Here is a 23,133-nt window from a genome sequence, read left to right on the forward strand (position 1 = left end):
TTCTGTTGTTTTTACGGGTGTTTTACTCTTGATATTGTTGCGCCTGGTTCAGAACCCGCAATAGGTTGTCACCCCATAGCTTGTCCAACTCTTCAGGAGTATATCCCTGGCGGAGTAATTCTACCGTTAAGGAAATCAATTCATTGGAAGCCTTACAGCCCTTTAGCTTTTCCGTGTCGTCACCGTCGAAGTCCGTACCGATGCCCACGTGGTCTATTCCCACGAGACGAACGATGTGATTGATGTGGTCGATGGCGTCTAAAATGTTCGGATTCGGTTGCTTACTGATAAACCAATTGTATAAACATACCTGTACGACACCCCCTTTTGCCGCAATCGCTTTGATCTGATCGTCCGTCAAATTACGGGGATGATCGCATAGGGCTTTGGCGGAAGAGTGGGAGGCGATGACGGGAACTTTACTTGTTTCCAGTACGTCGTAAACCGTTTTCTCGCTGGCGTGGGAAATGTCGATGATAATTCCCAAACGGTTCATTTCCCGGACAACCTCTTTCCCGAATTCGCTTAATCCGTTGTGTTCCTCCTCGCCTTTGACGGAATCGCAAATATCGTTGCTCCCGTTATGACATAAAGTAATATAGGATATTCCCATCTGTTTGAAAAGGGCTAAGTTGCGTATCTCCTTTCCGATAGCATAGCCGTTTTCGATCCCCAGGAAAATGGCTTTCTTTCCTGCATTCTTTAATTGGATCAGGTCGTCCGGCGTATAGGCTAAGCCGATCCGGTCGGTGTTACGCTCCACCTGTTCCGCAATTTTGTAAAGAATGTCGATTGCCTTTTGGGTGGCAGCCTGGGACGCTGTTTCGTTCCGGTCCTCCTGTTTTAGATAAGCGACCATAAATACGGCGTCAACCATTCCTTCTTGCATCTTGGGAAGATCGATCTTTGTAAAAGAGGTGCGTTTCCCCAAATCGAAGTCATCCGTAAATTTCATCGGGGTGTCGCAATGGGAATCTATGATAAAACTTCTTTTGTGTACCGCTTTTGCCCGCTTGAACAGGTCGGCTTCTTTCATGAAATGGCGGAATAATCCGAGCATTTGTTCGTTGGGAAGAGGTGCCATTTTTTCCGGATGCCATTGTACGCTGAATATCGGATATTCCGGCATGCCTTCCATGGCCTCGATGATTCCGTCCGGAGAGGTTGCCGTTACCTTAAATCCGGGAGCCACCTCTTTTATCGCTTGGTGGTGAAAGGAGTTGACGATTATGCTTTTTTGGCGGAATATGTCGGCGAGTACGCTTCCTTCTTCAATATTTACGGAATGAGATCCGTACTCCCTGTTCAGGCTTTGGCTGTGCTTGAGGAGATTTCCCGGGCACTGGGAATAGATATCCTGGTAATTGGTGCCCCCGAAGGCGATATTAATGATTTGGTGTCCGCGGCATATGCCGAACACCGGAATTCTTCGGTCTGCGGCTAATTTTACGAGTGTAAGATCGTATTGGTCCCTGGCGGCATCCATTTCCTGCAAAGCCGGAATCGGTTCCTCGTTGGCATATAGCGGATTTATATCTCCGCCGCCTGTTAGCATAAGTCCGTCCAATCCGGAAACAATATCTTTCAGAGAATCGATGTCCGTATGCACGGGAATCAACAGGGGGATTCCCCCTGCTTGCAGGATGGAGTGTACGTAGGTATTATCGATGCAGGAATTGCCTTCCTTGAAGTTAGAAGAGATACCGATCAAAGGACGATCGTTATTTGAAATTCGATTATCGATGGCATCGTTTAAAATTTTTAGATTTGCCGGATAGATGGGTGTATTCATTAGATTGAACAATATTACTAAAATTAATTTCATGATTAAGTAAAACGAATCTCGCAATTTTCAGGACTTACGGAAAGTACGGTATCGGCTCCTAATATAACCGGAAAATTATTCCGAATGTGTCCCGCGGGAAATCCGAAACAAACCGGATAGCTGTACTCTTCCACTGCCTTTCGAATGAGGTGGTAAACCTCTTCTGTAAATCCGGGATTTTCGTATTCTGCGAATTCTCCCACGATTAATCCTTGAAGGTGTTGTAATTGCCCGGCATATTTCAGACACTGGATGCTGCGGTCGATGTCGTATATGTTATCTCCTTTCTCTTCTATGAAAAGAATGGTTCCTCTCGTATTGTGATCTATACTGGTATCATGTAAGCTGTGTACCCAGTTCAGCATGCCTCCGACCATTTCCGTTTCAGCGAATCCGGTTCGATTTAACGGGTGAGCTGGGATGGAATATGAGGAGATGATTCCGAACAGAAAATTTCTCAGTTGAGTCATCGCCTCCGGTGAAGTCATCGAGTAATCTTCCGGCATAAAGGCGTGTAGACTCTCGATTCCTAAAAAATGAAGTTTTGCATGTAGAATGGTAATGTCATCCATCCCGATTATCCATTTGGGATTTCCTTGGAAGGTGGAGTAATCGGCTTCTTCGACGAGACGAAGGGTTCCGTATCCTCCTGTCGTACACCAGATAGCCCGTATCTCTTCGTCATCGAGCATAACCTGTAAGTCTTCTAATCGTTCTTGATCCGTTCCGGCGAGTTGGCCGTTCCGGGCATAGATGTGCTTGCTTAAAACCGGAATAAGTTCCCAAGAACGCAATAAGTTTACGGCATAGTCGATGTTGTCTGTTTTCGGAACTCCCGCCGGGGAAATCAAAGCGACTTTATCTCCCGGTTGTAAATATATAGGTCGTAACATAATTGAACGTGTTTATTTTTGTACGAAGATAAGATTTTTAATTGTAAATTGACGATGGTAGATTCAAAGAATTATAAGGATTCTGGGATTGAAAGATTAAGAGATTAAGAGATATAATGATTAAGAGATTGAGAGATTAGGTGATTGGGGATTAGAAAGATTGACAATTGTAGATGGACGATTTAAATTATAAAAATCGGAATTGAATCGTAAATCAATTTATACTCTACGATCTAAAATTTGCAAATTACAATCACAGATTAGGTAATATTTTTCTACCTTTGCGAATTCTTAAAGATCATGAAGTTTACGAGGTTATAGAGCTTTGAATACGAGTGGCTTTATGGATTTAGGGGCGTTTTAACTTTACAAACTCAAATAAAGTATGAGCAAATTCAAGAGAAATTTAGTTACCACTGCGTTACCTTACGCGAATGGTCCGGTGCATATCGGACATTTGGCCGGGGTATATGTGCCGGCAGATATTTATGTGAGGTATTTGAGAAAAAAAGGAGAGGAGGTCGTTTTTATCGGAGGTTCGGACGAACACGGGGTGCCTATCACGATTAAAGCCCAGAAAGAAGGGGTGACGCCGCAGGATATTGTAGATCGTTATCATAAGATAATAAAGGAATCGTTTGCCGAATTGGGGATATCTTTCGATATCTATTCAAGGACGAGTTCCAAAACCCATCACGAACTTTCGTCTGCTTTTTTTAAAAAATTGTATGATGAGGGTAAATTTATCGAGAAGACCTCCATGCAATTCTACGATGAGAAGGCAGGGCAATTTTTGGCCGATCGTTATATTATCGGAACCTGTCCGCATTGTGGAAACGAGCGGGCATACGGAGATCAATGCGAGGCGTGCGGTACGAGTTTGAATGCCACGGACCTGATTGATCCGGTTTCAGCGATTACCGGAAACAAACCGGAATTGAAAGAGACCAAACATTGGTATTTGCCTTTGAATGAGTATGAGGATTGGTTGAAGAAATGGATATTGGAAGAACACAAGGAGTGGAAGCCGAACGTGTACGGACAGTGTAAATCATGGTTGGATAACGGCTTGCAGCCGCGTGCCGTCACTCGGGATTTGGACTGGGGTGTACCTGTCCCGATCGAGGGAGCCGAAGGCAAGGTCCTTTACGTGTGGTTTGATGCTCCGATCGGGTATATTTCGGCCACGAAAGATTTGACGCCGGAATGGGAAAAATATTGGAAAGACCCGGAGACCCGGATGATTCATTTTATAGGAAAAGATAACATCGTGTTCCATTGTATAATCTTTCCGGCCATGTTAAAGGCCGAAGGATCTTATATCGTTCCGGATAACGTTCCGGCAAACGAATTTTTGAATTTGGAAGGTGATAAGATTTCGACTTCCCGGAATTGGGCGGTATGGTTACACGAGTATTTACGTGATTTCGAGGGGAAACAGGATGTATTGCGTTACGTTTTAACGGCCAATGCCCCGGAAACGAAAGATAACGATTTTACCTGGAAGGATTTCCAGACCCGGAACAATAGCGAATTGGTAGCGATATACGGTAACTTTATCAATCGTACCTTGGTGTTGACACAAAAATATTTCGATAACCGGGTACCGGAACGGGAAGAACTGACGGATTACGATCGGGAAGTATTGGACGAGATTCCTCGGATTGTCGAACAGGTGGAAAAGAACCTGGATACTTTTCATTTCCGGGAAGCTTTGAAAGAGGCTATGAATCTGGCTCGTTTGGGGAACAAATACTTGGCGGATACAGAACCTTGGAAAGTGATTAAAACGGACGAGGGGAGAGTGAAGACGATTTTGAATATATGTCTTCAGGTTTCAGCCGATCTTTCCACCTTGATGGAGCCTTTTATGCCGTTCTCTTCGGAGAAACTGCGAGGTTTCCTGAATATAGAACCGATAGCCTGGGAGGCTATGGGCGATCAGGTTATTCCGGCAGGACATCGTTTGGGTGAAGCAGGGTTGTTATTCGAGAAAATTGAAGATGCCCAAATACAAGCTCAAATCGATAAACTGTTGGCAACGAAAAAAGCGAATGAACTGGCTGCAGTAAAAGCAGCTCCGGCAAAAGCCAATGTCAGTTTTGAAGATTTTTCAAAGATGGATATTCGTGTGGGGAAAATCATAACCGCCGAGAAAGTGGCTAAAACTAAGAAATTGATGAAGTTAACCGTGGATACCGGGATAGATCAACGTACGGTCGTGTCCGGTATTGCGGAATATTATACCCCGGAAGAAGTCGTCGGTCGTCAGGTCAGTATATTGGTGAACTTGGAGCCGAAACCTTTGAAAGGGATAGAATCTCAAGGAATGATTTTAATGGCGGAAAATGCAGACGGAGCTCTTTCTTTTATAGCTCCGGAAAAAGAGTTAAAACCCGGGTCTGAAATTCGTTGACAACTGCAATAAATAGCATATTTTCAAAAATATTTTTAAGAGGTGTTGTTCCCGTGATGTAGCTGGGACAACACCTTTTTTATAGGAAAAATTAACATCTGATGAAAAGAACTGTCTCTCTTTTGATAAAATGTTAAACTCGTCTAAAAAATAGATATATTGAATCGAAATACTACCTTTGTAGCTCTCTTAATAAAAAATAAAAAGAAGTGTGAAATGTGATTTTTTTCTTACAAGAAATTAATAATTGATTAACATTAAGGGTACTATTTTGCTTACGAATTAAAAAAGTTAGATTATGAGAAAAGTGTTATTAAAATGCCTGATGTTGTTTATTCCGATGCTTTGTATGTCGTTGGTTACGTTGGCGGACGGCGTTATCAAAGGGAAAATTATTGATGCTAAGACGAACGAGGCATTGATTGGAGCGACTGCAACGATAGATGGGACTTCCATCGGGGCTGCCGCCGATATCGATGGGAACTTCGTGATTAAAACGAAAAAGGAGGGGAAAATGGTCATTTTATTCAGATACGTGGGGTACGAGGAGTTGAAGAAAGAGATAGATTTGAAAGGCAAGGAGTTGGATATGGGAACGATAAAACTTACTCCTGTGACGGTAGGTTTGGATGAGGTGAAGGTAACAGCTTCTATTGTGACGAAAGATCGTGAGACTCCGGTGGCTATTTCGAATATCACGCCCTTAATGATTGAAGAAAAATTGGGAAGTCAGGAGTTTCCCGAAATTATGAAATCTACCCCTTCCATCTACGCGACGAAACAAGGCGGTGGGTACGGAGATTCTCGTATTAATATGCGGGGCTTTGATTCCAATAACATAGGTATTTTGATTAACGGTATTCCTATCAATGATATGGAGAACGGGAGAGTATACTGGTCGAATTGGGCCAGTCTTTCTGACGTGACTCAATTTATTCAGGTACAGCGCGGTTTGGGGGCTTCTAAATTGGCTGTTAATTCCGTGGGAGGAACCATGAACATGATTACGAAGAGTACGGATGCTATTAAAGGCGGCGGTTTATATTACGGAATAGGTAATGACGGTTACTCGAAAGCCGCTGTAAATGTTTCGACCGGATTGATGGAGAACGGATGGGCTGTAAGTTTAGCCGGATCCAGAACAGCAAGTACTCATGGGTATGTAGATGCGACTAATTACGAGGCATGGGCTTATTTCGTGAATGTGTCCAAGCGAATCAATGATAATCATCGTCTTTCTTTTACTGCTTTCGGTGCTCCGCAATGGCACAATCAACGCGGACAAATGCATACGATCCAGGAGTATCGCGATAACCAGAACGGGACGAGATGGAATTCCAGTTATGGTATCTTGAACGGTGAAATATTCAATGGCCCTTATGCCTATAATGAGTATCATAAACCTCAGATGTCCTTGAATCATTACTGGACGATTGACGAGCGTTCCTCTTTATCTACGGTGGTTTATTTATCTTTCTCTAACGGAGGCGGAAGACGTAGCTATGGTGTTAATAAGAATTGGTTACAGTACAACTATACGGACGGAAAGCCTTACGAAGAGACGAAACTTACCCCGGACGGTTTGTTGGATTATGATGCCGTGATGAGAGAAAATCAGGCTTCCACGACCGGTTCATTGTTGGTTTTGGCAAATACGATAAACTCTCATGACTGGTACGGTGCATTGAGTACCTATACCAATCAGTTAACCGATAATATCAAATTAACGGGAGGTTTGGACGTTCGCTACTATAAGGGGTATCACTTTATAAAAATTACGGATTTGATGGGGGGTGCTTATTATAACAATAAGTCTGATTTATTGGCTTACCAGGATCCTAACGTGGCTTTGAAAAAAGGAGATAAGATCGCTTTTGATAATACCGGAGAGGTTCTTTGGGCCGGTATTTTCGCGCAGGGAGAGTACGTGAAAGATAATTTTTCGGGATTCCTCTCTTTTTCTTTGACGGACGAGGCCTATCGCCGTATAGATAACGGTGCCTATAAAAAAGGCGATCCGATGCGTAAAACAAGCTGGCAAAACTTTTTGCCTTGGGGACTGAAAGCCGGAGCTAATTATAAATTCGGTGCTTTTCACAATGTTTATTTGAATGGCGGTTACTTTAAACGGGCTCCTTATTTTAATGTGGTTTTCAAGAATAACACGAACGTAATTACACCGAATGTGAAATACGAGACCGTATACACTATTGAGGGAGGATACGGTTTAGAAATGCCCACTTTGACGGCCAAGATAAATTATTACTATACCCGCTGGAATGATCGCGGTTTGACCAAGAGTGTCGGTAACGGAAACGTGGCTAATATACGCGGCCTGAACGCCTGTCACCATGGTGTCGAATTTGAAGCCGAATACAAACCCGTTTATAATTTTAACCTAAAGGGAATGTTCTCGTGGGGTAACTGGGTTTTAACCGATAACCCGACGATGGTAGTTTTGGATGCGAGTAACGAAGTTATTAGCGAGAATGAGAAATTATACGTGAAAGACGTACATGTGGGCAATTCGGCTCAGATGACAGCTGCTTTAGGAGCAAGTTACGAACCGTTCCCTCGTTTTAAGATCGGAGCCGATATGAATTTCTTCGGTAAAAACTATTCCGATTACACGATTGAAAACCGTGTTGCGGCGAGAGAAGAGGGGATTGATTCATGGAGAATGCCGAATTACGTCACGGTAGATGCCAATTTACGTTACGGTTTGGATTATAAGGGCGTGCGTTTTACCCTGTACACGAATATCAATAACGTATTTAATGCAAAATACATTGCCGATGCGAAGGACGGAGCTTATCATAATGCCGCTTCTTCTTTGGTATACTACGGATTCGGTAGAACTTGGACACTGGGATTGAGATTGAATTTCTAATGATTAAAACTGAAAGATATGCGTAAAATATATAGTTTGATAACATTGGCATTGTTGGGGTTGGCATCCTGTAATCCCATGTCGGATGTGTATGATGATTTGGATGCCAATAAAGAACCTGTTCATGCCGATATTGTTTACACTCTTGCGGATGCGGACTATGCCACGATCGCCTCTTTAGCTTATAAACATTGCGAAAACGCTGCAGACTCTGCAAAGGTGAAAACTATCGCGGATAATAAGAATTTTTCTTCTTCTGTTCCGGCTAAAAATTATATTCCTGATTTTTTAACATCGAAATATCCGGCATTGAATAAAAATTCAACAGCTATGGTTACCTATAATTTTTATACGGCGGCAACCAGAATAAATAAAAAGACGTTGGGGGTAGCCGATTATAAAAAAGTAGGAGGAAACGTGGCTCAGTATCTTTGTTTTACGGGGGGAATGCCCGCAAACCGGGATAATATGACAAAAGCTATCGATGCCGATGGAGAAGACGGAGAATTGCTGATCGTGACTTATAACGAGACCTCCGATGCGGTTGACGGAAAAACGGCCAATGTGGTGAACTTCGAAATGAATAAGTATGATTATAAGAGTATTCTGGATTGGGTGAAGAGCAACAAAGAAGAGTTCGTGGATGGAAACAAAGAGTTTTATTTCGGTGTGGATGCAGATCGTCCGAATTTTAATCTGAGCAAAAAAGATTGGGAGAAGTACCAGGAAAAGCACGGTGCGACCATAACGGATGCATTTATCCTGCAACAGGTTAGAGCCGGTATAAAGATTATGTTGGTCAATAAATTGGGAAATAAGGCTGTAAAGGATGTGATTTACAATGTCAGATATGCCACTTACGGAAACAATAGCGCTCCGAAAAGTGTCGCTTATGAATGTACTTTAGCCGGAAAGACTCCCGAGTTCGAGATCGTAGAGGGTGTGGATCCCGTGTCGACCAAGGAAGTGGTTACCGTATTCTCGTATAGCGAGAGGTATGGAAACTGGAGTCCCTACACGAAAAAAGATGTCTATATCGTGACGGCCGACGATTTCAGCCAGATGGGTAAGACCGATTGTTTCAGTAGTGATGCGGACAATTATTTACCTCAATTGTTGACGTTAAAATTCCCGTACGCTCAAGACAAGGATGTGGTGACGTTTATTTATAAAAATGACGGAGGAAGCAGTTACTCCATTTATACGGACGAGTATACTTTTACCGCGGGTGCCTGGATGAAATACAATCCGGTTTCCCAAAAAGCAGAACAATTCATGCATAATGGAGAGAAGTGGTTTGCCAATCCTCACATTACATTCGAAATGGGAAAATCGGATTATCAGTATATGTTGGATTGGGTTGATAAAAACAAACATGCTTATTTGGACGAAAAATATCCGGATACCGGAGAGTTCTATTTCGGTTCTACGACCTATAACGTGAATATCAATATGGGCGTGTCTTTATTGGTGAAATATGACGAGTTGGCGGGTGTTAACGAGTTAGCGGGTAAATCCGATGAAGAAGTATTGGAAATCCAGAAGCAGCGTTTGATTACGGAAGGTTTCCCGGCCGTGTTAGAAGGAAAATATCCGGAAGCGGAGCCGGTAGTTGACGGAACGCCGATCGAATACACGATTCGTTTCAAGAGCTATTCTCCGCGCGCTAACTGGGAAGTGAAGTATAAAGGAGCATCGAAGGGTAAATTCGAATACATCGAAGATAGTTATAAAGAACTCCAGTAAATAAAAGTTTTTGGATAGGAAAATCCGGTTCATTCATGAACCGGATTTTTTTATTTGTGAATAATTAAAGATTCAGTGATTAAATGCCTGTCTCGCCCTCTTTCCTTACTTGATTGTAAATTAGAAGAATGCTGAGATTCAGAGATTCCATGGTTAGGTGATTCGATTTTAATCCTCCAATCTCTCGATCTTAGAATCCTTTAATCACCTGATCTTGTAATTTCCCGATTGTTTTCGGTAGTTTACAATTAAGTAGCACGTCGTACTCACCCCTGAAGTTTTTACGTGTGAATTTCATTCCGGAGAATGGTGTGTGAGAAAATGATTACTATTTATCTGAATCTATTGTTTTTTTTTGCTGGTGACGACCTTTTCTCTTTATGCCAATCAGGCGACTTCGGGTCTGCAATGCGAGTTTGAAAGTCATTATCGGCATGCTTGTAAAGCAGACCCGGTAGGGTTCTGTGTACAACGAAAAAGAGGTTGTCCCGGTTAAGTCTGATGTTGGTTATGAAAGAGATAGAGGTTGAAAGATTGGTTTTATTTGTAAAAAGGGTTGCTTCGATAAAAAGCAACCCTTTTGTTCATTTGTTGTATAAAAGTTTGTAATCCTGTTCTTTTCCTTTTTTAAACCATTTTTCGGGAATAACCTTCCATTCGTTTCGGGGTTGAGGATCCAATACTCTTTGGCGTTTGATATATTCCGCGATGTAATAGCGGATATCTTTTTCTCGAATGTCGACGATGCGTTTCGTTAATTCGGCCTTGGGAATTCCTGCTCCGCGGGTGAGATGTCCTCCTCCTCCGTTACCCTGGTAAGAGTTTACAGCTACCTTGTACATCTGTTCCGGATAGAAAGGAGTACCGTCGGTCATGGAGAGGATGGTGACCCGGTGACCCGGTTCCTTACTTACGTCCACGGTATATTTTATACCTGATGCGGCAGAGAAATTGAAAAAGTCGTTTTGTAAGAACGGATACCCTTTTTTATTCGTTAGAATTTCTCCTTCCGCATTTTTTTTAAAGTTTAGCAGATGATCTTTGGGGGATTGCATGGTATTGAACTGCATCGCCGCAGCGTATTCCAAGTATTTGCGTATTTCTTCGCCGGAAAGCCGCATCGTGTAGAGAGAGTTCTCGTAAGCGTAAAGATTAAACATGTCTTTCATGGTAATTATACCGGCTTTGATGTAAGCATCCCGCGAAAGGATGGAGGCGAAGGAGATTTCCGCTCCGCTTTCTGCTAATTGGGCTTCGTTGATAAAATCGATGAATGCCGAGGGGCCGAACATGGCGTCCCGTCCCGAAAGCGGACTTTTGAACGTACCTAATTCCGTGTCGATGTATGCTTTGGCCGTATCTATTGCCGGAGTAAAAGTTGAAATGTAATCCTTATCCGTAGTTACCTTGCCCAGATCGATCAATTCGCTTTGGTAAGATTTCCGATACCGGTTGCCTTCCCGTTTCAGGGAAACGACAATTTTACCGAGATAAGTACCGTGGGATTTTGGATCCATTAATAAAACCTTATGGCCGAAATTGTTCGTCAGCTCTTCCTGCTTCTCCGTATGATCATGGCCGAAAATAACGATATCGAATCCGTCTACCTGTTGAGCAACTAATTTACTGGCGTTTTCGTTTTTAAGCGTTTTTTCGTTGGCTCCTCCATAGGTATAGTCGTACCCGGAATGAAAAAGTCCTATGACCATATCCGGTTTTTCCTGTTTTCGGAGGATGTCGATCCATTTTTTCGAAGATTCGATCATGTCTTCGAATTCGATTCCTTGCCAAAGATGCTCCGGTAACCATTGAGGAATATTAGGAGTCGTCATTCCCAAAATAGCAATTTTAATTCCTTGTCGCTCCACTATTACATAGGGTGTAAAATAGGGTTTACCTGTTTGGCTGTCGATTAGATTTGCAGATAGCCAAGGAAATCGAAATTCTTTCTTTATGCGGTCATAAACCGGGTGACCGGCTTCAATATCATGGTTTCCCACGGCGGCGGCATCGTATTTCAAGTAGTTCATCACCTGAGCTTGGATATGGGGGTGAACCGTATCGATGAAGTTGTAATAGTAGATCGAGGGTTGGCCCTGAAGAAAATCGCCGCCGTCTAACAGGAGCACACTTAATGAGTCTTTGGCCCGGGCTTCTTTGAGGAGGGTCGAAGCGTTGGCGAGACTATGAGAAGTTTCTTTTCCTTTTTTTAAATCGTAATTGAAAATACTGCCGTGGACGTCACTGGTACAGTAGATGGTCAGGCGGGCTTCTTCCGGTTTGGATGAACAAGCTTGTAGAAGGTTTAGCAGAAGTAATATTCCGGAAAACCATGAAATGATTTTTCTCATAGATATGGATTTATTCGTGTGTTTCAATAATATAAGATATAAGGATCGTATCCGGGGCAAAACTATGGATTTTTTTGTTAAAAAGAATCTTTTCTATCGCTAAAAAGAGTAAATTCGCCCTGATTACTGCTAATAAAGCAGGTGCGTTTAATAATATAATGAACATCAATAACAATAGAATATGGGTAAGATTGGAAAAATAACGGTACTGACGATGGGATTGTTTATGTTGGCGGCAGGGAATCTTTTCGCTCAGGCCGGAGGAGGAATACATAGTGCGGTGAATATTGAAAGTCATATTTCGTTTATGTCTATTTTGAGGGGAGTTATAGGTATGGTGAGTATACTCGGTATAGCCTGGTTGTTCAGTAGCGATCGTAAAGGGGTTTCCTGGAGGGTTGTGGCGATTGGCTTGGCCATACAGTTGATTTTGGCCATAGGTATTTTATATCTTCCTCCGGTTCAGGCCGTATTTGATTTTGTGGGAAAAATATTCGTTACCATATTGGATTTTACGCGTGCCGGAAGTGAGTTTTTGTTAGGAGGATTGATGGATACGACCAAGAGCGGGTATATTTTTGCTTTTCAGGTGTTGCCGACGATTATTTTCTTTTCGGCTTTGACTTCGTTGTTGTTTTATCTCGGGATCATACAGAAAGTGGTATACGGAATGGCTTGGGCAATGACTAAATTGATGAACTTGACCGGACCGGAGTCTTTGTCTGTTACGGGAAATATTTTTTTAGGACAAACGGAAGCTCCTTTAATGGTTAAGGCTTATTTGGATGATATGTCTCCTTCTGAAATATTTTTGGTAATGACGGGTGGAATGGCGACGATTGCCGGTGGCGTGCTTGCTGCTTATATCAGTTTTTTGGGTGGGGAGGATCCGGTACAGCGCTTGTTGTTCGCCAAGCATTTGTTGGCGGCTTCCGTGATGGCGGCGCCGGGAGCTGTTGTTGTCGCTAAGATATTGATTCCTCAGACACGGAAAATTCAAAATACGATAGAGGTGCCTAAGAATAAAGTAGGCAAGAATGTTTTGGACGCGATCTCCAATGGTGCTTCCGAAGGGGTGAAATTAGCCGTGAACGTGGCCGGTATGTTGCTTGTGTTTGTTGCTTTTATCGCCTTTGCCAATTATTTGTTTGCCAAATTTGGACATATCGTGGGATTGAACGATTGGATTGCCGAGCTGACGGATGGGAAGCAACATGAATTGTCCTTGCAATTGATCTTGGGGTATTTGTTTGCACCTTTGATGTGGTTGATCGGTATCTGTCCCGCGGATATCGTACACGCGGGCAGTTTGTTGGGACAAAAAGTGATTATGACCGAATTCATTGCTTATGTGGATCTGGCGAGTTTGAAGACGGCGGGGGCTTTTGCCGAGATGAAGTCCGTAATTATGTGTACTTACTTTTTGTGCGGGTTTGCCAATTTTGCCTCGATCGGGATTCAAATCGGAGGTATCGGAGGATTAACTCCCAAAAATAAGCCGCTTTTGGCTAAATTCGGTTTAAGGGCTCTATTGGCGGGGACCTTGGCTTCGTTGATGTCGGCCACGATTATCGGTATGATTATAGGATAGGAGGATTCTGTGATTAGGTGAGAGATTAGGTTATTGGGGATTAGAAAGATTACCATTGCAGGATTAAAATCGAATCATTTAATCACTGAATCACAGAATTTTATAGGGTTCGATCGTCAATCAAAAATCTATTTGCCTTATAAGTTTTTATGTATTTTCCGGGCGGCCAAAAAGCTGGGAATAGTACAGAGCATGATCCAGATAAAGAAATGCTGGTACCCGACCTCTTTTTGAATCCACCCGGAGAGCATGCCGGGAAGCATCATGCCTAAGGCCATGAAACCCGTACAAATGGCATAATGGGCCGTTTGTTCCTTTCCTTTACTGAATAGTATCATAAAGAAGGTCAAAGCCGTAAACCCGAAACCGTAACCGAGTTGTTCGATAGCGACGCAGGAAGATATCAGGTATACGTTATCGGGGCGGGCGTAAGCTAAATAGAGGTAAACTAAATTGGGTAGATTCATGGCTGCCGTCATCCACATGATCCAATGTTTGAGGCCGTTGCGTGCTATCACGACTCCTCCGGATATTCCTCCGGTTATAAGGGCTATCAGGCCGACTACGCCGTATAAGGTGCCTACTTGCAACGTGCTCATCCCTAATCCGCCTACTTCCGGTTTGTCTAATAAGAAAGGAGAGGCGATTTTCACTAATTGGGATTCGGCTAAACGGAACAGGAGCATGAACAGCAGGGCCGTGACGATACCCGGTTTCCGAAAAAAGGATAGAAAAGTGTCGAAAAAGGCTTTCAGATAATCATCGTTTTTAACCGCGGTATCCTCTTGGGGTTTGGGTAACACGAATTGATGATAAAGAAAGAGGATAAGAAATATGCCGGTAAGTAGATAAAAAGTGATCGACCAAGCCTTCGATACGGCGATCTCCTCCGGAAGTTGAATAGAATAGGTTTTTTCGAGCCACCCGGCGAGCATAACGATAAGGCCTTGCCCGGTGAGCATGGCCAGGCGGTAGAACGTATTACGTATACCTACGAAAAAAGCCTGTTGTCGGGTATTTAGTCCTAACATGTAGAACCCGTCGGCGGCAATGTCGTGTGTGGCAGAGCTGAATGCTAATAACCACATAAAAGCAAGGGAGTAGCGAAAGGCATTAGGTCCGGGAAGGGTCAGGGCAATGCAGGCTAAGCTGCCGCCGATCATTAATTGCATGGAAACGACCCACCATCGTTTGGTTTTCATGATATCGACCAACGGACTCCACAGGGGTTTAATCACCCAGGGAAGATAAAACCAACTGGTATAAAGAGCTATGTCCGTATTGTTTATTCCGAGACGTTTATACATGATGACGGCTAAGGTCATGACAATTACGTAGGGAAGTCCCTGGGCAAAATAGAGCGTGGGTATCCACGACCAGGAAGACTGCTGTGTAGGATGGGTTTGTTTATTCATGGTCTATTTTTTCAATGTTGGTTCCCGGAAAGTAGTGTGCTAAAATTTCCCGGTAGTTGTATCCCTTTTCGCTCATGACGGCGGCACCGATTTGGCAAAGTCCGACACCGTGCCCCCAGCCGGCTCCTTTGAAGGTAAATCCGATCGTATTGTTTCGGGAATCTTTCAGGGGATCGACAACAAAAGCCGAACTATAGAGATGGCTGGCGGAAAATGCTTTACGGATAACCAATTCTTTCCCGATGATCATACTTTTCAAGGTTCCCACGATCTTGACCTTCACGAGTCTGCCGGAAACGCCTCTTTCGATAGGCTGAATCTCCAAGATTCTTCCGAAGTCGATTCCGAGCCTTAATTTTACCAATTCTGAAAGTTCGGTCGTTTCGTAAGAGACTTCCCATCGAAAGAAGTTCCGGGTCTCTTGATCGTAGTCGTTTAAAACGTTGGACAGTATGGCTTTGTCTCTCGTGTTGCAAAAAACATCGGGAGAAGACAATATCCATTTTCTGGCTTCTTCTTCCTGACGTAAATCGGGTGTCGAAGTTTGTACGGGAGTGTCTATGACCTTAGTCAGGTACGCGTGATTAACAGGCTCCCAGGTGTTTTCAAAAAGTTCGGATACTCCGCCGCAACATTTGGAGAATCGGGTGTCGCAAACTTCTCCTTCGTAAGTCAGAATTTCTCCTCGAGTTGTCTCTACGGCTTGAGAAACAATAGGTGTGTAAGCTTTGCTGATTCCTTGATAACGCTGACAATGATCATCGGCGCATACATCGAAATGCAGGTGGTCTTCCCGATCGTACCAGCGGATGTATTCCGTATCCGTCTGTACGCGGGAAGGATTTGCCGTCTTTCGGAAAGATTTGTTTTTTTGGGCCAACAACCAGCTCCGGGAGATAACGGCATGTGCTTTTAGCAATTCGAGTGAGGACGTGGCGCTCATTTCCGATGAGATGACGCTGACCAAATAATCTTCTAAAGGTAAGATGTTGATTGCCGTGAGATGTTTCCTTTCGTCGATTATTTTAAGAGAGCCCTTAAATTTTTGATTTTCCTTACGTTCCCAGTGGAAGTGGATGCCGATAATTACATCCAGCAATTCGAAGTGGGACGAGATATAATCGGCGGGAATAAGGGTAAAGCCGGAAAGAATGACTTCCTCTTTTTCTTTTTGTCGGAATATGATTCTTTCTTGTCGTTTGCATACAGTGTATTCTCCCCGGTATGTTTTTCCGGATTTTTTTTCTATGAATTCTCCGTGTAAATGGAAACGGATTGAGGGGGAAAAGAGTATTCCGATTTCAATATGTGGTATCATAGATTATAAGTTAGGGTGTTCGATATACCGGATTAAATCGTTCCATTGGTTATCGTCCAAGGTTAATTGCCCGAAAAGGTCCAACAGTAAAGGAGCATCGAGCCGTTCGAAATCTTCTTTCCGGGGGGAGATCACCAGTCCGGCGAAATCGACACATCCGGGACTAAAAAGAATATGTTCCTTCCCTTCCGCGAAAAATTGCCACGGGCGATGTTTTTGTCGGGGAAACAGGACGACGTACCACTCTCCGTTTTCGTGCCAGACAAACAGGTTAAGCATAGGTTCGGGATCGTTCGGGGTTACCTTGCCTATTTCTATCAGGAGGTATTGGAAGGCTGTCTGCATTATTTTCTCATCTGCCGTCCGTAGAATCAGATTCTTTCGGATGTAACGCGGGATACTTTCGATTTTGAAAGTGACAGGCGAAGCGATGGAACTTATCTCCTTCTGGCCTGTCAGAAAAGCCGGGAGTATGGTCTTTTTGGAACAATTAACCACGTCGTTTTCCAAGGGCATCGAATGTCTGGGGACCAGTTGAAAATGCAAATGATCCGGTGCGGAAGCTCCGCTTCGGGGTCCATTATAGAAAACGGTATAATCCGGAAAATCTTTTGCTATGGAAAGTATGTCTTTAAAGTAATTCTCCAGTAATTGCGGGATATGTCTTTTGGCCGGTACGGTAAAGTGCGGGGTAAAAATAGGAAAGGGGTTGATCCGTATGTCGAAATTTTCGTTGTAGCTCACGCTGTCCTGTGGGGCAGGCAGATGTTCTTTGCACAAAAAGCAAGGTCTGGATTGAAGCGATTGTCTATCGATACGTGCTGTTGCCGACACGATCCGGTCGGGATTGCATTGTATTTTTATTGAAAAGTCGTCAAACTCTATCGTGCGGTAAAGTACTTCGTTCAACCGATTGTAATTGTTATTTGCCATTTCCCAGTGGGAGAGCTGGTGCTTAAAAAAAAATTCCAAGTCAATCATTTTCCTTTCTTTTTAGATTATGTCTGATTCGACCCCATAACTCGATGGTTCTGATTTTGTCTTTGTAGGTATTGTGCTCGTTTACCTTCGTTATCGTTAAATCTGCGTCCGAATTGCCTTCCCAACGGCGGCATAGGTATACAGGAGTATATATTCGTCCGATGCGGTACAGCCGGCAAATAGCAAGGGCTACGGCGTAGTCTTCGCCATAGCTGACATTCGGAATCTTTATTTTTCTTAAAATAGGCGTATAGAAAGCTCTCGGCGCACCCAATCCATTTATTCTTAATGCATTGTTGTGTCCGTTCTCCATGCTCCACTCTTTGTGGTCGATTATTCCGGGCGGAATCTCCTGCAAGTTAAAATCGACCATCCGATAGCTTCCCACGAGCATGGCACATTGCTGCTTATAAAAAGTATCGATCAGGAGTTGCAGGACCTGATCGTCTATGTATAGATCGTCGCTGTCCAGTTGAACGGTAAATTTCCCGCAACAGTTTTGCATGATGGCGTGAGTCCAGCATCCGCCTATTCCTGTTTGTGGTTGATCGGGAATCAAATGAACGATTCGTTTGTCTTCCCGGGATAGATTGCGGATGATTTCTGTCGTTGAATCGGTAGAATGGTTATCAATGACGATTACATTGAAATCGAATGTCGTTTTTTGATTTAGGGCGGAACGAATAGCGTCCGCTATTGTTTTTTCCCTGTTTCGGACAGGAATGATAACGGATGCTTCGGTCGTGAATTTTTGTTCATTCAAATCGACAGCCTCGAATTCGGGAGGTAACCAGGCATTTATCGCTTTTAGATGTGTCGTACAAGCCTGTTCCATTTCGATTTGAACTTCCCGGTTTTGGGGATTCACGTAATCGAATTGTTTTTCTCCGGATAGCCTGAGATCTTCTTCCGTATCCGTGTATAAAAATTCAGGAATCCTGAAAATCATTCCCTCCCGCGATAGACGTAGCCGTAAATCATATAGGGCTGCGTACCGGTACGTTGTGCGAATCTTTTCGACCGCTTGCTTGAATTTCACGGTGTTAAATAAGATTAACGAACCGAAATCAAAATCGTTCCGTAGACTGCCGATTTGGTACTCTATGGTAGGATGAGGTAAAGATACTCCTTTTTTCAGAGAATAATGATCAGAATAGACCATTGTCGCTCCTGTCGTTTCCGCTACTTGTACCATACGTTCCAAGGCATAAGGCGCAAGCTTTATAGGGGCGTTCTTGAGATAGAACAGGCAAAAAGGAGTCCTTATTCGTTTAGCCAATTCCTTGAGGGTATTCGTTTGATAAATAGGTTCCCGTAATGGAATTATATTTTCAGTTTCTAATTGGGGCTGAAATTCTAATTTGTTTTGTAAGAATATATTATCACTCTTATCTACCAGAAAGCAAGTAAGTATGCGATTCATGAAAAAATGATTTTAGATGTTGCTCAAAGATATATTCTTTTTAGCATGAATTTGTTTCTTTTTATTAGTTTTTCTCCGGAATTATTTATCTTTGCTGGAATGTTATCACTATTCGGCATGTGGCGATTAATAGGATTGAGGTTAAAAATTTTGCTAATAATGGGGTTATCTGTCTTGCCCATGATGGTTATGGGCGAGAAGGATTCTTCTCACCCGATATTGATTATCAGTTCCTACAATCCGGAGACTCAGCAAACCTCGAATAATATTTCCGAATTTTTGGATGAATACACGACTAAAGGCGGAAAGTCCCAGGTGAGCATAGAAAATATGAACTGTAAAAGTTTTTCGGAAGTACTTGCCTGGAAGTCGCGCATGAAAGAGATTCTTTTGAAATATACGGGAATAAACCGTCCCTCTTTGATTGTGATTTTAGGACAGGAGGCTTGGTCCTCTTATCTCTCTTTAGATAGCGAGCTTACAAAAGATATCCCATTGGTTTGTGGTATGGTCAGCCGGAATGCTATTTTCTTGCCGGATTCCAATGTCGTCGATTTAAGTACGTGGAAACCGGAGAGTATAGACGTGCTTGAAGATGTAGACACAAGTGTACAAATGAGCGGTTTTGTATACGATTATGATGTTGTCGGGAATATCAAGTTAATACGGGATTTTTTTCCGGAGACGAAACATATCGCTTTTATTTCGGATAATAGTTACGGGGGAGTTTCCTTGCAGGCATACGTGAGGGAGGAAATGCAAAAGTTTCCCGATTTGGATCTGATTTTATTGGATGGTCGGGAGAATACGGTTTATCTCATGAATGAGAAGATTGAGAATTTGCCTGAAAATACGGTTATTCTTTTGGGAACGTGGCGTGTGGACATGAATGACGGCTATTTTATGAGGAATGCAACCTATTCCATGATGATGGCTAATCCCAAGGTTCCGGCTTTTTCCGTTACTTCTATCGCTATTGGTCACTGGGCTGTGGGGGGGTGCGTGCCTGAATACCGGACGGTCGGAAAAGATTTGGCTCAACAAGCTTTGGCGTGGGAAAGTCAAAAACAGGATACGACACTGAAGATGCAATTTATCCCGAATCAGTATGTTTTTGATTACAGAAAATTGCAGGAATATGATTTTTTGAACAAACCTCAGGTTGACCATGCTCGATTATTTAATAAGAAAATATCTTTTTTTGAAGAATACAGGTATCAGATAGTCGGCTTCGCTGTTACCTTCATTATTTTATTGCTTGGTTTTTTAATTTCTCTCTATTTTTATATTCGGACCAAACGATTGAAGGATGCGTTAGAGGATGCCCAGAAGGACAATACCCTTATATTGAATAATGTCAACGCGGGAATTAAGTTTATCAATCCTGATTTTACAGTGAAATGGCACAACGGAGTCGATTTTGAGACTCCGGAGTGTAATATTCAGTCTTCCACGGGAAAAGTCTGTTACGAAGTATTGAGAGGGTTGGATGAGCCTTGTACTTATTGTCCGGTTGTGACCGCTATGAAGGAGAGAAGGGCTACCGAGGTGATTGCCAAATATCCCTCCAATACGTATGTTTATATGTATGCTAATCCGGTTTTTGATGCGGAACAAGATTTGTTAGGCGTGGTTGTCCGACTCGAAGACGTGACCAAACAAAAACAGGTGGAGATGGAGTTGCGTTTGGCCAAGGAAAAAGCCGAAGAATCGGATCGCTTGAAATCGGCCTTCTTGGCCAATATGAGTCATGAGATCCGTACCCCGTTAAACGCTATTGTCGGTTTCTCCGAAGTATTGACGGCTGACGAATACGATGCGGAAGTCCGTAAAGAGTATGTTTCTATTATACAAAAGAATTCGGATTTGTTGTTGCGCCTGATCAATGATATTTTGGATATTTCCCGTTTGGAGACAGGACGATTGAAATTCAGTTACGAGTATTGTGAGGTGGTCGGTTTGTGTCGTAGTGTAATGGCGACTACGGGGCATGCGAAGCCTCCTCGAGTGGAGTATGTCTTTAAATCTCCCGTGGAGAGTTTCGAGTTGATGACGGATGTCCAGCGTTTGCAACAAATATTGATCAATCTCATGTCGAATGCCAATAAGTTTACCAAAGAGGGGAGCATTACGTTGGAAATCAGAATCGAGGAGGCGGAAGGCAGAATTTATTTTTCCGTATCGGATACGGGATGCGGAATTCCGGAGGATAAACAAAAGAAGGTGTTCGAACGTTTCGAGAAACTGAATGAATATGCTCAAGGAACAGGTTTGGGATTGGCTATATCCAAGATAACGATTACTATGATGGGAGGAGATATCTGGGTGGATAAAGATTACAGGGAGGGAGCCCGTTTCGTATTCTGGCATCCGTTAAACGTTCAACCTACGAATGAAGGCGAACAAATGAAATGATGCCGAGATTAAAAGATTAAGTGATTTCGGATTTTAAATTTAAAGACGGCAAGATCAGAATTGAATCAAGTTAATTTACAATATACAATCTAAAATTTACCATTAGGACTGATTTCGTAATCGGGGCATTCAGTAGTTTAGAAATGCTACGGAGGTTACAAAAATAAATTAATCCTGTCATTTTATCGTTTATCGTGTTTCTATTCATGTGGGAAAGATATTTTTTCTCTCGATAATACTATGTTGGAATATGTATTGATTATATAGTATATTTTTGAATTGGTTTATTATATTTACATGTAATATAAATATAATAAAACCGATATCAAATGAAAAAAGTATTTTTTGTGTTTTCGATTTCACTTATTCTGCTATTGGTAATGAATTCGTGCTATCGAGCGGAAAGTTCTTTAGAGACCGACAACCTTAATGAAAAGAAAGACAGTAATGTTCAATATTTGGAAGACTTCTTTGCAATAGAACAAGATACTTATAAAGCATTGATTAAAGATCCACTCTTCGAAGAGTTATGCCAGAAGTATGAACATGTTAGAAGTGAATTGTCTCGAAATACGACTAATGATATTAGTAAAAAAATATTGCATTTAAACGACATTTTTCCTGACATTGATTCTTTAGTCAACAAGTATGAATGTTATAACCTGTTTAGTTATATCTTATTTCATACGAGTAATACTCCTCAAGCAAAAATTTCTCATGATTGGGGAGCATGTTATTATAATATGGATATTTATGGATCATGGGTTTGCGATACGCGTCAAATGTGGAGAGATGCCTGGTATATTTGTTCGGAGAACGAGTGTGCTGCAAATCAATATTTGGACTCCAGATTAGACCTGAGAGAATATCGAGAGGCATTAAGTTACTACTTAAGTCATGCTAATCCTCGATTTAATTATGCCCGTATTTATTGTCTTTTTAAAGGCGAAACTACTTTTGCGGGAGACTATTCCTATGCTATAGATGCAGATCTGAGGATTGTTGTAAGTGACATACGATCGTTAGGATATGGAGGTAATATTTGTCAGTGCATAGGAGAATTGAAAGAATCGTTTATTGACTTTTATTGTTCTCGCGCGTGGACCAAATGTACAACCGATTACCTTGTTCCCCCGACGTATAATGTAGAAACTGCCGGAGGTATAAGTAATGCTCCTAAGATAGATGTTGAGAATTTAAAGGACAACGATTATATTGATTGTATTTACGCGAAAGTCAATAGCAAGAGTCTGGTATTCAAAAGACTTGTCGAGGACTTTATGAAAGAAAATTCAATAGCCCATTTGAAATGGGAGTTGGCTGATCTTTCACAAAATGTAAACGGTGAATTGATTTCTAAAATGAACAATTATTGGTTTACGATTCAACTTAACGAGTCGAACCTGATGTACAAGCCTCCTTTAATAGTTGCGAAGACGATCATCCACGAGGCCATTCATGCTAAAATATATGCTCAATTGTTAACGTTGAGATCTCACCATCCAAGCACTTTGGTAGATAATGATTTTCAAACCTTGAGCGAAGCTCTGGATGACCAAAGTTTTCCGACCTTGTTTTACTTTTATAAAAAATATTGCTATAATGCACCGGCTCATCACCAATACATGTCGGAATATTATGTTTATATCATTGCCCGGGCCTTACAAGAAATAGAACCCGGTACGGAAATTTTTACCTGTATTGCCATTGCTTGGGAAGGATTAAAATACGTCGACGAATTAAAAGACAACAAATGGATCCGGGTAGAGTCCGAAGGGTGGAAAAAAAATTCGCAAGGACAAAGAGACTCCCTTAATACGTTATACCTGAATTATCTGAGAAACACGGAAATAATATGTACTCCATAAT

General features: G+C 42.4%; 13 protein-coding genes. 6 read left to right on the forward strand and 7 right to left on the reverse strand.

The features are described from left to right. Window positions 1–22: 22 nt before the first annotated feature. Both NVS78_RS05385 and NVS78_RS05390 read right to left on the reverse strand, forming a co-directional pair. On the reverse strand, window positions 23–1,792 hold the full coding sequence (locus NVS78_RS05385) for a gamma-glutamyl-gamma-aminobutyrate hydrolase family protein (RefSeq protein WP_286358237.1): 1,770 nt from the start codon (window positions 1,790–1,792) through the stop codon (window positions 23–25). Between the two features lie 35 nt (window positions 1,793–1,827). Continuing rightward, window positions 1,828–2,718 carry a S66 peptidase family protein gene (locus NVS78_RS05390; protein ID WP_286358238.1) on the reverse strand — a complete coding sequence of 297 codons (891 nt, stop codon included), beginning with the start codon at window positions 2,716–2,718 and terminating at the stop codon, window positions 1,828–1,830. Between the two features lie 385 nt (window positions 2,719–3,103). Here NVS78_RS05390 and metG point away from each other — a divergent pair, with 385 nt between their 5' ends. The 3 genes from metG to NVS78_RS05405 all read left to right on the forward strand — a co-directional run bounded on the left by metG (window position 3,104) and on the right by NVS78_RS05405 (window position 9,770). After that, complete coding sequence (gene metG / locus NVS78_RS05395; protein WP_286358239.1) at window positions 3,104–5,134, forward strand: methionine--tRNA ligase; 2,031 nt, start codon at window positions 3,104–3,106, stop codon at window positions 5,132–5,134. Window positions 5,135–5,432: 298 nt separating this feature from the next. Continuing rightward, entirely contained in the window at window positions 5,433–8,024 is a 2,592-nt protein-coding gene (locus tag NVS78_RS05400; protein WP_286358240.1) for a TonB-dependent receptor, read from the forward strand. Window positions 8,025–8,042: 18 nt separating this feature from the next. Beyond that, on the forward strand, window positions 8,043–9,770 hold the full coding sequence (locus NVS78_RS05405; RefSeq protein WP_286358241.1) for a hypothetical protein: 1,728 nt from the start codon (window positions 8,043–8,045) through the stop codon (window positions 9,768–9,770). Window positions 9,771–10,354: 584 nt separating this feature from the next. Here the strand turns inward: NVS78_RS05405 and NVS78_RS05410 are convergent. Beyond that, window positions 10,355–12,121, reverse strand: coding sequence for a bifunctional metallophosphatase/5'-nucleotidase (locus tag NVS78_RS05410; RefSeq protein ID WP_286358242.1), 1,767 nt, complete (start codon window positions 12,119–12,121; stop codon window positions 10,355–10,357). A gap of 307 nt (window positions 12,122–12,428) precedes the next feature. Between NVS78_RS05410 and NVS78_RS05415 the strand changes: the two genes are divergently transcribed. Continuing rightward, window positions 12,429–13,712, forward strand: coding sequence for a NupC/NupG family nucleoside CNT transporter (locus tag NVS78_RS05415; protein WP_434802123.1), 1,284 nt, complete (start codon window positions 12,429–12,431; stop codon window positions 13,710–13,712). Window positions 13,713–13,849: 137 nt separating this feature from the next. On the opposite strand, the gene NVS78_RS05420 is transcribed toward NVS78_RS05415, so the two are convergent. From NVS78_RS05420 to NVS78_RS05435, 4 genes are read right to left on the reverse strand one after another with little or no spacing between them, the layout of a single operon-like run. Continuing rightward, a complete protein-coding gene (locus NVS78_RS05420; RefSeq protein ID WP_286358244.1) occupies window positions 13,850–15,127 on the reverse strand; it encodes an MFS transporter in 1,278 nt (425 codons plus the stop codon). Continuing rightward, a complete protein-coding gene (locus tag NVS78_RS05425) occupies window positions 15,120–16,445 on the reverse strand; it encodes a SpoIID/LytB domain-containing protein (protein WP_286358245.1) in 1,326 nt (441 codons plus the stop codon). The genes NVS78_RS05420 and NVS78_RS05425 overlap by 8 nt, the downstream gene beginning before the upstream one ends. Window positions 16,446–16,448: 3 nt before the next feature. Then, window positions 16,449–17,426, reverse strand: coding sequence for a DUF4922 domain-containing protein (locus NVS78_RS05430; RefSeq protein ID WP_286358246.1), 978 nt, complete (start codon window positions 17,424–17,426; stop codon window positions 16,449–16,451). Beyond that, window positions 17,419–18,849 carry a glycosyltransferase family 2 protein gene (locus NVS78_RS05435; RefSeq protein WP_286358247.1) on the reverse strand — a complete coding sequence of 477 codons (1,431 nt, stop codon included), beginning with the start codon at window positions 18,847–18,849 and terminating at the stop codon, window positions 17,419–17,421. The genes NVS78_RS05430 and NVS78_RS05435 overlap by 8 nt, the downstream gene beginning before the upstream one ends. Window positions 18,850–19,008: 159 nt before the next feature. Between NVS78_RS05435 and NVS78_RS05440 the strand changes: the two genes are divergently transcribed. Both NVS78_RS05440 and NVS78_RS05445 read left to right on the forward strand, forming a co-directional pair. Then, window positions 19,009–21,264, forward strand: a complete 2,256-nt coding sequence (locus NVS78_RS05440) for a PAS domain-containing sensor histidine kinase (protein WP_286358248.1) — start codon at window positions 19,009–19,011, stop codon at window positions 21,262–21,264. 329 nt (window positions 21,265–21,593) lie between these two features. Then, window positions 21,594–23,132 (forward strand): hypothetical protein, encoded by a 1,539-nt coding sequence (locus NVS78_RS05445; protein ID WP_286358249.1) that lies wholly within the window; start codon window positions 21,594–21,596, stop codon window positions 23,130–23,132. Window position 23,133: the final 1 nt, after the last annotated feature.

Origin of the sequence: Gabonibacter chumensis (genome assembly GCF_024741215.1) — a bacterium.
GTDB classification, from domain to species: Bacteria; Bacteroidota; Bacteroidia; order Bacteroidales; family Marinifilaceae; genus Gabonibacter; species Gabonibacter massiliensis.

Bases quoted from the DNA above. Each gene is read 5' to 3' on its own strand.
- NVS78_RS05415 (WP_434802123.1), top strand. From the start codon at position 12,429: ATGTCTATTTTGAGGGGAGTTATAGGTATGGTGAGTATACTCGGTATA.
- NVS78_RS05430 (WP_286358246.1), bottom strand. From the start codon at position 17,426: ATGATTGACTTGGAATTTTTTTTTAAGCACCAGCTCTCCCACTGGGAA.
- NVS78_RS05390 (WP_286358238.1), bottom strand. From the start codon at position 2,718: ATGTTACGACCTATATATTTACAACCGGGAGATAAAGTCGCTTTGATT.
- NVS78_RS05425 (WP_286358245.1), bottom strand. From the start codon at position 16,445: ATGATACCACATATTGAAATCGGAATACTCTTTTCCCCCTCAATCCGT.
- NVS78_RS05410 (WP_286358242.1), bottom strand. From the start codon at position 12,121: ATGAGAAAAATCATTTCATGGTTTTCCGGAATATTACTTCTGCTAAAC.
- NVS78_RS05435 (WP_286358247.1), bottom strand. From the start codon at position 18,849: ATGAATCGCATACTTACTTGCTTTCTGGTAGATAAGAGTGATAATATA.
- NVS78_RS05385 (WP_286358237.1), bottom strand. From the start codon at position 1,792: ATGAATACACCCATCTATCCGGCAAATCTAAAAATTTTAAACGATGCC.
- metG (WP_286358239.1), top strand. From the start codon at position 3,104: ATGAGCAAATTCAAGAGAAATTTAGTTACCACTGCGTTACCTTACGCG.
- NVS78_RS05440 (WP_286358248.1), top strand. From the start codon at position 19,009: ATGGGGTTATCTGTCTTGCCCATGATGGTTATGGGCGAGAAGGATTCT.
- NVS78_RS05405 (WP_286358241.1), top strand. From the start codon at position 8,043: ATGCGTAAAATATATAGTTTGATAACATTGGCATTGTTGGGGTTGGCA.
- NVS78_RS05420 (WP_286358244.1), bottom strand. From the start codon at position 15,127: ATGAATAAACAAACCCATCCTACACAGCAGTCTTCCTGGTCGTGGATA.
- NVS78_RS05400 (WP_286358240.1), top strand. From the start codon at position 5,433: ATGAGAAAAGTGTTATTAAAATGCCTGATGTTGTTTATTCCGATGCTT.
- NVS78_RS05445 (WP_286358249.1), top strand. From the start codon at position 21,594: ATGAAAAAAGTATTTTTTGTGTTTTCGATTTCACTTATTCTGCTATTG.